Source organism: Halomonas sp. 707B3, assembly GCF_024158645.1.
Taxonomy (GTDB): Bacteria; Pseudomonadota; Gammaproteobacteria; order Pseudomonadales; family Halomonadaceae; genus Vreelandella; species Vreelandella lionensis.
Genome location: NZ_JAMZBE010000118.1, coordinates 1 through 11094 on the forward strand (window position 1 = coordinate 1; position 11094 = coordinate 11094).

12 protein-coding genes are annotated in these 11094 nt (G+C 56.7%); 8 read left to right on the plus strand and 4 right to left on the minus strand.

Annotation, left to right across the window (positions count from 1 at the left end):
• The 3 genes from BIS10_RS14075 to BIS10_RS14085 all read right to left on the minus strand — a co-directional run.
• Positions 1–754, minus strand: a 754-nt coding sequence (locus BIS10_RS14075; protein ID WP_253506053.1) for a lysine exporter LysO family protein, incomplete at its 3' end; no start/stop codon positions are given.
• The gene (locus BIS10_RS14080) at positions 755–1426 is read right to left on the minus strand and encodes a hypothetical protein (protein WP_253506055.1); all 672 of its coding nucleotides are present in this window, start codon (positions 1424–1426) and stop codon (positions 755–757) included.
• A 128-nt stretch (positions 1427–1554) separates the two neighbouring features.
• Positions 1555–2490, minus strand: a complete 936-nt coding sequence (locus tag BIS10_RS14085) for a glyoxylate/hydroxypyruvate reductase A (protein ID WP_083024229.1) — start codon at positions 2488–2490, stop codon at positions 1555–1557.
• Positions 2491–2789: 299 nt separating this feature from the next.
• Between BIS10_RS14085 and doeA the strand changes: the two genes are divergently transcribed.
• The 8 genes from doeA to BIS10_RS14125 all read left to right on the plus strand — a co-directional run bounded on the left by doeA (position 2790) and on the right by BIS10_RS14125 (position 10598).
• Positions 2790–3989, plus strand: coding sequence for an ectoine hydrolase DoeA (gene doeA, locus BIS10_RS14090; RefSeq protein WP_083024227.1), 1200 nt, complete (start codon positions 2790–2792; stop codon positions 3987–3989).
• 26 nt (positions 3990–4015) lie between these two features.
• Positions 4016–5047 (plus strand): N(2)-acetyl-L-2,4-diaminobutanoate deacetylase DoeB, encoded by a 1032-nt coding sequence (gene doeB / locus BIS10_RS14095; RefSeq protein WP_054640945.1) that lies wholly within the window; start codon positions 4016–4018, stop codon positions 5045–5047.
• Positions 5048–5055: 8 nt separating this feature from the next.
• The gene (locus BIS10_RS14100) at positions 5056–5532 is read left to right on the plus strand and encodes an Lrp/AsnC family transcriptional regulator (RefSeq protein WP_083024225.1); all 477 of its coding nucleotides are present in this window, start codon (positions 5056–5058) and stop codon (positions 5530–5532) included.
• Between the two features lie 224 nt (positions 5533–5756).
• Positions 5757–7253 (plus strand): NAD-dependent succinate-semialdehyde dehydrogenase, encoded by a 1497-nt coding sequence (locus BIS10_RS14105; protein ID WP_253506056.1) that lies wholly within the window; start codon positions 5757–5759, stop codon positions 7251–7253.
• A 184-nt stretch (positions 7254–7437) separates the two neighbouring features.
• Positions 7438–8871 carry an aspartate aminotransferase family protein gene (locus BIS10_RS14110; RefSeq protein WP_253506058.1) on the plus strand — a complete coding sequence of 478 codons (1434 nt, stop codon included), beginning with the start codon at positions 7438–7440 and terminating at the stop codon, positions 8869–8871.
• A 116-nt stretch (positions 8872–8987) separates the two neighbouring features.
• Positions 8988–9665: a haloacid dehalogenase type II gene (locus BIS10_RS14115; protein ID WP_253506060.1), complete on the plus strand. Its 678-nt coding sequence runs from the start codon at positions 8988–8990 to the stop codon at positions 9663–9665.
• A gap of 63 nt (positions 9666–9728) precedes the next feature.
• Positions 9729–10076, plus strand: coding sequence for a putative quinol monooxygenase (locus BIS10_RS14120; RefSeq protein ID WP_253506062.1), 348 nt, complete (start codon positions 9729–9731; stop codon positions 10074–10076).
• A 54-nt stretch (positions 10077–10130) separates the two neighbouring features.
• Entirely contained in the window at positions 10131–10598 is a 468-nt protein-coding gene (locus tag BIS10_RS14125; RefSeq protein ID WP_044630275.1) for an S-ribosylhomocysteine lyase, read from the plus strand.
• Positions 10599–10864: 266 nt separating this feature from the next.
• Here the strand turns inward: BIS10_RS14125 and BIS10_RS14130 are convergent.
• On the minus strand, positions 10865–11094 hold a 230-nt coding region (locus tag BIS10_RS14130), incomplete at its 5' end, for a hypothetical protein (protein ID WP_253506064.1).

Consider the following 11094-nt stretch of genomic DNA (forward strand, 5'->3'; position numbering starts at 1 on the left):
TGACCAGCGGGATCAGGATAAACGCCAGCAGCTCGCGGGTGAGGTCGTTGAAGAACGCCACACCACCCATCAGCGGGCCGAGCTGGTCGCCAATCAGGATGGCGGACAGCGAGTACCAGCCGAAGCCTGAGGCCATGGCAAGGCCTTCGTTCCAGCTCAGCGCAAGTAGCGGGGCGGCCAATAAGCCCGCTAGCAGCGAGCTAACGGCCAGTGTGACCGCAATGGCGAGCCCCAAGCGATTGAGCAAAATCTGCTTCAGCGGCATACCGGAGTTGCGTAACTGGCAGCCAATCAACACCAGCAGCAGGTACAGCACCCACTCGGCTAGCCAGTCGGCGGTGGTGAACAGCGCCTCGCCAATGTTGGGCCCAAGCAACACACCCACGGTAACGCCCGCCGCCACCACGCCCACCAGCAGCAGCGAGCCCTGCATGGCGGCGAGTTTGCTGGTGGGGGCATCTTTCACCACCGGCGAGCCTCCTGCGCTTAAGCGCACTCGCCGAGAAAGCCACCATAGTGCAGCTAAGTTAAACAGCGTGGTGATGCTGAACAACAGTAGCGCATTGCCACCCAAGCGGGAGAGCTGGCTGCCCAAATTCTCAAGCCCGGCGAGGCTCACGCCCATAAACAGCAGAATCAGGTACACCGAGCCGCTAACGGCTCGGTTAATCAGATTCAGCAAGCGGGTCGAACGGACACGTACCAAGTAGCCCAAAAACAGCGGCAGCAAAACGATCAATAGGCCAGAGAGCATTTAGGGCGCGTTACCCCCGGCGGGGTTGAATTGGGTCATGGTGATGGTGGTTTGCTTTTGCCCCTCTTTTTGATACTCCGCAGAGAGGATCAGCCCCGGCCACTCAGGGTGAAAATTGATCAGCAGGTGGCGGTCAGGCTTTTCGGCATCGATCAGCGTAACCTGTTTGGCCTCGAACTCACCGGCAGGCACGCGGGCCGTGGTGGGGGCATTCACGTAGTACTGAAAGTTTTCGTCCCGCCCGCGATGGTCCACGAAGCTGATATCGCAGGGGCTGCTTTCGATGCAGCCCTCGGTGCCTGCCCGGCGGGAGAGGTCAAAAAGGGCAGCTTGGCGGTCAATGGAGCGAATATCGCCCTCATTAAGCTGATAGCTATCGCCCATACCAAAGAGCGAATAACTGCTGTTGTAAAGCAGCGAATGGGTACCGCTTTCATCAACCGTGAAGCGACTGCTCTCCTGGCCGCGAGCCACCGTAATGGAAAAGCTCATATCGCTTAACCAGTGTAAGCCTTCGTTGGTGAGCGTATGGGTGATGGTTGCCCCCGGCCAACCACGAATTTCAAGCCGATATTGGGCTTCAAAGGGCTGAGGAGTGGGTAGCGCTGAGCTACTGTTTGCGAGGGCTGTGTTCCCTGCCAGCAGGGCAGTCGTCCCAAAAACAGCGCTCACTAACCCGCGTTGAGCGGCAGTTGCGAAAAGGTGACGCAAAGGCCCTTCCTCCATTAAATGTGTTTTCCTAAGAGCCTTTAGCGAGCGCTTGGTTCCGTGGGCGAGTATAACGAGCGTGGCGTTAAACGTCAGTAGCCCATGTCGGGGTTAACGGTAGCCAGGGTTTCACCCGCCTCAAAGGCGTGCAGGTACGAAATCACTTGATCAATGGCATCGTTAAGCGGTGTGGGGGCCGCCATATGTGGAGTGACGATGACCTTAGGGTGCTGCCAGAGCGGGTTGTTTGCTGGTAGCGGCTCTTCATGGAAAACATCCAGCAGTGCTCCGCGCAGGTGCCCTGGCTGGCCGTCATGGCCAAGTGCGTCCAGCAGTGCTTGCTCATCAATCAAGCTACCACGGCCTGGGTTAATGATGCTGGCACCTTTCGGCAGTTGTGCCATCCGTTCGGCGTTAAGAATGTGCTGGGTAGCCGCTGTATCGGGGAGAATGGTCACTACGCTTTGCGCTTGGTTCAGTAGCTCGTTTAAACCGTCCTCGCCATGCAGGCAGCGCACGCCGCTGATCTGTTTGGGGGTTCGGCTCCAGCCAAGCACCGGGAATCCAGCCTGTTGAAGCGCACTAGCCACATAGCTGCCGATAGCGCCTAGCCCTAATACACCCACCGGCCAGTTCGCTTTATCCGGCACCGCATGGGGCTGCCACTGGGCATTTGGCTGCTGAGCGGCGTAGCGGTCCATGCTGCGGTAGAAGTGCAGCACGCCGTAAAGCACATAGTCGGCCATCAATTCGCTCATGCCTGCATCGCGTAGCTTCACGATAGGGACATCCTTGGGGAGCCCAGGCGTCTTCAGCAAATAATCGACCCCAGCCCCTAGGTTAATAATGCCTTTTAGCTGCGTTTGTTCTTGCAGGAGGTGAGCGGGCGCTTTCCACACGGCTAGGTAGTCGGCGTTGGCCCGTTCGCTGGCGGGGGCATCACTGGTAAGCACGGTGGCCTCTGGAAGCGCCTCTGCAATAGCGGCCTGCCACTGGGCCGCGTCATCAATATGCACTACGACTTTCATGTTATCTCCTTGTACTCAGTTAATAATGCATGATGACTATCATGGGCGAGAGGAGCTTAATACCGCAACCTGAGGGCATTATGGAGAACGCTGTCAACGTATAGATAAAGCTAACGTTAACAGCATATGAAATTTTTGTAATAAAGGTTTTGACCGGCAACCAAGGGTGGGTGCTAGTATCGCCTTAAGACGACATTGGCGGGCCAACAGCGGCGGTGGCCAGGTCGATCCTGTGGCCCAGCGCAGTGAGCCTTAGGGCATGCGCTGGTTCTTAGTGATCTTTGATGGCGAGTTGCCCGATGACTGAGGTTTCCCTGCCTTTCACTCGTGAAGAGTATGCAAACCGCCTGTGGAAGGTGCGTGCTGAAATGGCCGGTCGTGGTATTGACGTATTGATCGTCAGCGACCCCTCCAACATGGCGTGGCTAACCGGCTACGACGGTTGGTCATTTTATGTCCACCAGTGCGTGCTGGTGGGGCTGGAAGGCGAGCCGGTATGGTTCGGCCGCCGGATGGATGCCAATGGTGCACTGCGCACCTGCTGGATTCATCCCGATAATATTACCTACTACCCGGATTACTACGTCCAGAACCCTGATATGCACCCGATGGAATATCTGGCGCAGTCGATTATGCCGGACCGTGGCTGGCATACCGGTGTGGTGGGCATGGAGATGGATAACTACTACTTCTCCGCTAAAGCGTATCAAAGCCTGCTGAAAGAGTTGCCCCATGCGCGCTTTATGGATGCCAACTCGCTGGTGAACTGGTGCCGGGCGATCAAGTCGCCTCAAGAAATTGCTTATATGCGGGTAGCGGCCAGAATCGTCGAGGGGATGCACTCGCGCATTCTTGAGGTGATTGAGCCTGGTCTGCCCAAGAGCAAGCTGGTATCGGAGATTTATCGCGTGGGTATTGAGGGCTTTGTCGATGAAAACGGCAAAGTATTTGGCGGTGATTACCCCGCCATCGTGCCCATGTTGCCCACCGGTAAAGATGCAGCCGCACCCCACTTAACCTGGGACGATACGCCATTTCGCACCGGCGAAGGCACCTTCTTCGAGATTGCGGGCGTGTTTAAGCGTTACCATGCGCCTATGTCACGCACGGTGTTTCTCGGCACGCCACCGGTTGATTTTATCCGTGCGGAGTCGGCGCTGCTTGAAGGCATTGAGAATGGCTTGGCCGTTGCCAAACCCGGCAACCGCACGGCAGATATCGCCATGGCGCTGGGTGCCGCGATGGATAAATATGGCTTTGACCGCGGTGGTGCCCGCTGTGGTTACCCCATCGGTATCTCTTACCCACCCGACTGGGGCGAGCGCACCATGAGTTTGCGCCCCTCGGATGAAACCATCCTGCAGCCCGGCATGACCTTCCACTTCATGCCCGGCCTATGGGTTGATGACTGGGGCCTGGAGATTACCGAAAGTATCCTAATAACCGAAGACGGCTGTGAAACCCTGGCGAATTTCCCCCGCCAGCTGTTCGTCAAATAGCCGCGTGATAACACAAGGGAAACACAATGACGCTTCAACCGAACCAACTGCGGCCAAGCCCCATTTCCGCCACCGTTGATTTCGACGCCGATGGCGTGCAGCACGGCTTTTTAAAACTGCCGATTTCCACCGATGAGTCGGCTTGGGGCGCGGTGATGATCCCCGTCACGGTAGTAAAAAATGGCGAAGGCCCCACGGCACTGCTCACCGGCGGCAACCATGGCGATGAGTACGAGGGCATCACTTCGCTGTTGAAGCTCTCCTCAACGCTGAAAGCGGAAGACGTGACCGGACGCGTGATCATCGTGCCCTGCATGAATACCCCAGCGGTGATGGCGGGCAAACGCACCTCACCCATGGATAAAGGCAACCTGAACCGCAGCTTTCCTGGCGACCCTAACGGCACGGTGACCTCGCAAATTGCCGACTACTTCACCCGCGTGCTGGTGCCCATGAGCGATGTGGTGCTCGACCTGCACTCTGGCGGCCGCACGCTGGATATCCTGCCGTTTGGCGCTTCCCACGTGCTGGATGACAAAGCTCAACAGCAGGCCGCCCTGGAAGGGGCTAAAGCGTTTGGTGCGCCTTACGCCATGGTGATGTTTGAGCTGGATGCCGAAAAACTCTTCGACACCGCCTGCGAGCGCCAAGGCAAGGTGTTTGTGGCGACCGAACTGGGCGGCGGCGGCACCTCTACGCCGCAAAGCATTGCCATTGCCGAACGTGGCGTGCGCAACTTCTTGATTCATTATGGTTTGGTAGAGGGCAGTGTAGAAATGCCCGAAGGCGGGCAAATGTACCTCGATATGCCAGATGCTAGCTGCTACGTGCAGAGCCAGCATTCGGGCGTATTAGAGCTGCTGGTGGCACTGGGCGACGAAGTGAAGAAGGGCCAAACCATCGCTTATGTCTACGATATGACCCGCAGCGGCACCGCACCAGTGGCGTACAAGGCCGAGCGCGATGGTATTCTCATGGCCCGCCGTGCGCCCTCGCTGATCAATATGGGGGACACCCTGGCGGTGATCGCCGATGTTGTCGAACGCCTGGAGGCGTAGCCCCCGGCATGATGAAACTGGACCGTTTTGATCTCAAAATCCTCGATATCCTCTCCCGGGATGGACGGATCACCAAGTCTAAGCTGGCCGAGGCGATTAACCTCTCGGTCAGCCCCTGCTGGGAGCGGGTAAAGCGGCTGGAAACAGCCGGTGTGATCGAAGGCTATACCGCGCGCATCAATGCCGAGGTATTGGTGCCGCGTAACCCTGTGTGGGTGCAGATCGAGCTCAAACAGCACAACGCCGAAAGCTTTGCCCGCTTTGAAGCCTTGGTGATGAACACCCCAGAGGTGACCGAGTGTGTTGCGGTGGGCGGCGGCGTCGACTACCTGGTGAAGTTTGAAGCCCGTACCATTGATAGCTACCAGCGGCTGATGGATAAATGGCTGGTATCGGAGGCGGGCATTGAGCGCTACTTTACGTATATCGTGACGAAGACCGTCAAGCATCAGCCGATTGGCATCGACCCCAGCGCTGCGCTTTAGCCGCTTTGCCTTGCGGCCAAAAAAAACCATCATAAAACGTCTTGCCACAAAAAAAGTGCCGGAAAACACCGGCGCTTTCAAAAACACTTCGTGGCGATTCTCCCTTACGCTAGGCACATCGATTCAGCGCGGCCCTTGGGCCGCGATGGATAACCCTTTTGATGTGCACGATGTGTCGCCTTTAGCTGGCCTCATCGTACTGGCTGCAACCTGGGGAGGTGCCCATGACCACACTATCGACCACGCTTGCTAAACGCCTGGAAGACCCGCGCCTGTTCCGGCAGTACGCCTACGTGAACGGCAAGTGGACCCACGGTGAAGGCGGCCGCGAAGAGGCCGTGTACGACCCCGCGACCAATGAAGCCATTGGCCATATTCCGCTGCTGGAAGCAGAGCAAATTACCGCTGCTGTGGATGCCGCCGAAGCGGCGTTTGTCCACTGGCGGGCACTGCGCGCCGACGAGCGCTGCGAACGCCTGCTGGCTTGGTACGACCTGATTCAAGCCAACCGTGAAGACCTCGCCACGATTATGACCCTGGAGCAGGGCAAACCGCTGCCCGATGCCCGTGGTGAAGTAGAGTATGGCGCAAGCTTTGTGCGTTGGTTCGCGGAAGAGGGCAAGCGCACCTACGGCGAGACCATCCCTAGCCACATTCCCAATGCATCGCTCGGCACCATTAAAGAGCCGGTGGGCATTGCCGCGATGATTACGCCGTGGAACTTCCCGCTGGCGATGATCACCCGCAAAGCTGCTGCCGCGTTGGCCGCAGGCTGCCCAGTGATTGTGAAGCCCGCCAACGAAACGCCGTTCTCGGCGCTGGCGCTGGCAGAACTTGCTGAGCGAGCAGGCATTCCCGAAGGTATCTTCAACGTGGTATTGGGCGAGCCTGCGGAAGTTTCCAAGATTCTGTGCAGCGAGCCGCGTATTCGTGCGCTCTCATTCACCGGCTCTACCCGCGTTGGCCGTCTGCTCATCGAGCAGAGCGCTAACACCGTGAAGCGTCTTTCGCTGGAGCTGGGTGGCAACGCGCCGTTTATCGTCGGGCCAGATATGGACCCGAAAGAAGCCGCCTTCGCGGCGGTAGCGGCCAAGTTCCAAACCGCTGGGCAAGACTGCCTTGCCGCTAACCGGATTCTGGTACACGAATCGATTCACGATGAGTTCGTGGCCCAGTTCACCGAGCGTATGGCGGCCCTCACCGTGGGCAATGGCCTGCACGGCGAAGTTGATCTTGGCCCGCTCATTCACCGCCAAGCGGTCGAAAAAGCAGCCGCGATTGTGGACGACGCGATCTCCCAAGGCGCCACCATGATTGCGGGCGACCAAAGCCAAGCACCGGGCGACAACTTCTTTATGCCAGTGCTGCTGACCGGTGTGACACCGCAAATGAAAGTATGGCGGGAAGAGAACTTTGCCCCCGTGGCCGGCATTACCGCTTATAGTAGCGACGACGAAGTGATCGAGATGGCCAACGACACCGAATATGGCCTGGCCGCGTACATCTACACCCACGATATTCGTCGTATTTGGAAGCTGATGCGCGCACTGGAGTACGGCATGGTGAGCGTCAACTCCGTGAAGATGACCGGCCCGCCCGTGCCCTTCGGCGGTGTCAAACAGTCCGGCCTTGGCCGTGAAGGTGGCGCTACAGGTATCGATGAGTACCTGGAAACGAAATACTACTGCCTGGGCGCACTGGGTTCCGTATCGGGTAGCTAATTGTAAAGAACAGAATCGCGCGCTGAAGCGTCTTCCCACAATAACTGTTCAAAAATTTGATTTGTTCAGTAGGAGGTCGGCTTTGCCGGGCGAAGACACCGCTAGGTGACCAACAGCTAGTCAGTCACCAAAGATAAAACACCCTTCCCAACAGTGGGGAGGTTTATCGTACAGAGAGAACGTTATGAGCTTGCACCAGGATCTGATCGAACGCGACCGTAAAGTCACCTTCCACGCCTCTACGCACCTGCGTGATTTCGCCCATGGCGATGCGCCGGGCCGTGTTATTACCGGTGGTAAAGGTATTAATATCGTTGATAAAGATGGCCGTGAGTTCATCGATGGTTTTGCGGGTCTTTACTGTGTGAACATCGGCTATGGTCGTACTGAAGTGGCTGAAGCTATCTACAAGCAGGCGCTGGAGCTCTCCTACTACCACACCTACGTAGGCCACTCCAACGAGCCGCAAATCGAGCTGTCCGAGCGCGTGCTGAAAATTGCTGGTATGAACATGTCCAAGGTTTATTACGGCATGTCCGGCTCTGACGCCAACGAAACCCAGCTCAAAATCGTGCGTTACTACAACAACGTACTGGGCCGCCCGCAGAAGAAAAAGGTCATCTCGCGTATGCGCGGTTACCACGGCTCTGGCATCGCGTCTGGCTCGCTGACCGGCCTGAAAGCGTTCCATGATCACTTCGATCTGCCCATCGAAACCATTCGTCATACCGAAGCGCCGCACTACTACCTGCGCGCCGCCGAGCAGCACGGCATGACCGAGCGGGAATTCTCTGCCTATTGCGCGGATAAGCTCGAAGCGATGATTCTGGAAGAGGGCCCGGACACCGTTGCCGCCTTTATCGGCGAGCCGGTACTTGGCACTGGCGGTATCGTGCCGCCGCCGGAAGGCTACTGGGAAGCGATTCAGCCGGTACTGGATAAGTATGACGTGCTGCTAATTGCCGACGAAGTGGTGTGTGGCTTTGGCCGTACCGGCTCCGACTTCGGTAGCCACCACTACAATATGAAGCCTGACCTGATCACTATCGCCAAAGGCCTGACCAGCGCCTACCAGCCGCTGTCTGGCGTGATTGTCGGCGATAAAGTGTGGAAAGTGCTAGAGCAGGGCACCGGTGAATTCGGCCCCATCGGCCACGGCTGGACCTACTCAGGCCACGCCCTGGGCTGTGCCGCAGGCCTTGCCAACCTGGATATCATCGAGCGCGAAAACCTAGTGGGCAACGCAGCTGAAACCGGCGGTTACTTCCAGCAGCAGCTGAAAGCGACGTTTGAAGGCCACCCGCTGCTGGGTGATGTGCGCGGTGTTGGCCTGATGGCTGCGCTGGAATTCTCTCCGGATGCCAAACAGCGCCTGCACTTCGACCCCGCGCTGAAAGTGGGCCCGCGTGTCGCCGCTGCCGCGCTGGAAGAGAACCTGATTGCCCGCGCCATGCCTCAAGGCGACATTCTAGGTTTTGCGCCGCCGCTGACCATCAATCGTGGTGAAGTGGACGAGATGATTGGCCGTGCCAAACGTGCCATCGACCGCGTGACCGATGAGCTCGTGCGCTCCGGCGACCTGAAAACGGGACAGCAAGAAGCCGCTTTTACCGTTTAACCGCCTGCGTTAGCCGTTTAAGCGCCGCTGCCGATGCAGCGGCGTTTTTGTTTTTGATAGCGGCGTCTATGCTGAATACAGTGAATAGACAATGGATCGTTAAGGAGACGCACACAATGCAACCGGTACTGGCCTTTGACGTATACGGCACGCTTATTGATACCCAGGGGGTAACCGTTGAGTTGGAACGCCGCCTAAGCGATGCCACCAAGGCAGGCGAGTTTGCCAAACGCTGGCGGGAAAAACAGCTGGAGTACAGCTTCCGCCACGGCCTGATGGGAGCTTACGTGCCCTTTGCTGAGTGCACTCGCGAAGCGCTGGTATTCACTGACCGTGCGCTACAAACAGGCCTTTCCGATAACGACCACGACCACTTAATGGCCGTTTATGCCGAGCTGCCAGCATTCTCGGATGTGGTGCCTGCGCTGGATCAACTGCGCGATGCGGGCATCCGCTGCGTGGCCTTTTCCAACGGCACGGAAGAAGCTGTTAGCCAACTGCTGACTCGCGCAGGTGTGAGGAGTCATATGGATGTCGTGATCAGTGTCGATGAGGTAAAACGCTTCAAGCCTGACCCTGCCGTTTACGCCTATCTACGCACGCAGCTAGAAACGCGGCCAGAACACACTTGGCTGATCTCCAGCAACCCCTTTGATGTGATTGGTGCGGCCCACGCGGGCTTGCGTAGCGCCTGGGTACGCCGTCATTCGGATGCCCCCTTCGACCCTTGGGGCATTGAGCCGGATATGACCGTGCCAGACCTTGAAGCGCTTGCCGAGCGAATGATGCGATAGGTTGGTATCTACCGCTATCGGCCCCATAATGGTGGGCAGAACCCTCCTTACATGGAACAAAATATGTCGAAAAAAATCTACTGCATCGCTAGCTTCAAACCCAAGGCCGGTAAAGAGGAAACCGTATTTAAAGCGCTGCAGACGTTAGAACCCAATACGCACCGCGAAGATGCCTGCTTGCACTACACGGTGACTCGCCAGATCGATAACCCGTTTGCCCAAGGCACTAGCTACCCGATTGTGTTCCATGAAATTTGGGCCAGTCGCGAAGAGTTTGAAGCCCACTGCCAGCGTAAAGAGATTCAAGACTTCTTCGCCAAGCACGTTGAGTCGCCCGAGGGCGATATCGAAGACGCCAACGTATGCGTTTATACCGATGAGCCGTGGAATTTCGACGCTCCCAAGGTGTAACCAGCCTTCAGCGTGTAGAATAGGCGAACGAAAGAGAGCGACGACGGAGCCACCATGACCGAAAAGAAGATGAACGTTGAAAGCTTTAACCTGGATCACACCAAGGTAAAAGCGCCCTACGTACGTTTGGCCGATATTAAAGAGGGCCAGAACGGCGACCGTATCCACAAGTATGACCTGCGGATCTGCCAGCCCAACAAAGAGCACATGGAGATGCCCGCGCTGCACTCCCTGGAGCACTTGATGGCGGAAATGTCGCGCAATCATACCGATAAAGTCGTCGATATCAGCCCGATGGGCTGCCAGACCGGCTTCTATATCGCGCTGATTAACCACGATGATTACGACGATGTACTATCGATCATCGAGAAGACCCTCAACGACGTACTGACCGCCACCGAAGTACCCGCCTGCAACGAAATGCAGTGCGGCTGGGCCGCCAGCCACAGCCTGGAAGGCGCCCAGAAGCTTGCCAAAGGCCTACTGGCCAAGCGCAGTGAGTGGACTGAAGTGTTTGCGTAAGCGTCTGTGATGAAACATAGTGAGCAAATGCAGTACGACAAACGCCCCCGTCTTGGGGGCGTTTTGGTATGGGGCTTTTAAAACTACGCCAATCGTATGGCAGTACGGTGTATGCTTCCCATGCTATCTAGTGCGTGAATTTATAATTTTCTGAATTTTCTAATAATTAAAATGGTTATTAATACGGTAGATTCCAAAGTATAGCTATCTTTAAGAGAGCGATTTGCAAATTGAACTTAATTAAAAATGCACAAGTCGAAAGGGATTCAAGCAGCCATTTGGCGATATATCTGGCAAATTTTTAGCAGGTTTGGATTGGCGGTGTGTTTGTTTTGTATAAAAATTTTCGGATAAGGCAAGTAGTAGGATAAACAGCTAGGTGCGATTGAATAAGATACACCTGAATCCGTGAAGCCGGCGCCGACACTTTCCCTATCACCGCCAGCGAGCACTTTTTGATCATTCGCCCCGTGCAAGTTGGCTTTCGCAAGCCCGT

Coding starts and splice junctions, on each gene's coding strand:
- BIS10_RS14085 (WP_083024229.1), bottom strand. CDS start 2,490: ATGAAAGTCGTAGTGCATATTGATGACGCGGCCCAGTGGCAGGCCGCT.
- doeA (WP_083024227.1), top strand. CDS start 2,790: ATGACTGAGGTTTCCCTGCCTTTCACTCGTGAAGAGTATGCAAACCGC.
- doeB (WP_054640945.1), top strand. CDS start 4,016: ATGACGCTTCAACCGAACCAACTGCGGCCAAGCCCCATTTCCGCCACC.
- BIS10_RS14100 (WP_083024225.1), top strand. CDS start 5,056: ATGATGAAACTGGACCGTTTTGATCTCAAAATCCTCGATATCCTCTCC.
- BIS10_RS14105 (WP_253506056.1), top strand. CDS start 5,757: ATGACCACACTATCGACCACGCTTGCTAAACGCCTGGAAGACCCGCGC.
- BIS10_RS14110 (WP_253506058.1), top strand. CDS start 7,438: ATGAGCTTGCACCAGGATCTGATCGAACGCGACCGTAAAGTCACCTTC.
- BIS10_RS14115 (WP_253506060.1), top strand. CDS start 8,988: ATGCAACCGGTACTGGCCTTTGACGTATACGGCACGCTTATTGATACC.
- BIS10_RS14120 (WP_253506062.1), top strand. CDS start 9,729: ATGTCGAAAAAAATCTACTGCATCGCTAGCTTCAAACCCAAGGCCGGT.
- BIS10_RS14125 (WP_044630275.1), top strand. CDS start 10,131: ATGACCGAAAAGAAGATGAACGTTGAAAGCTTTAACCTGGATCACACC.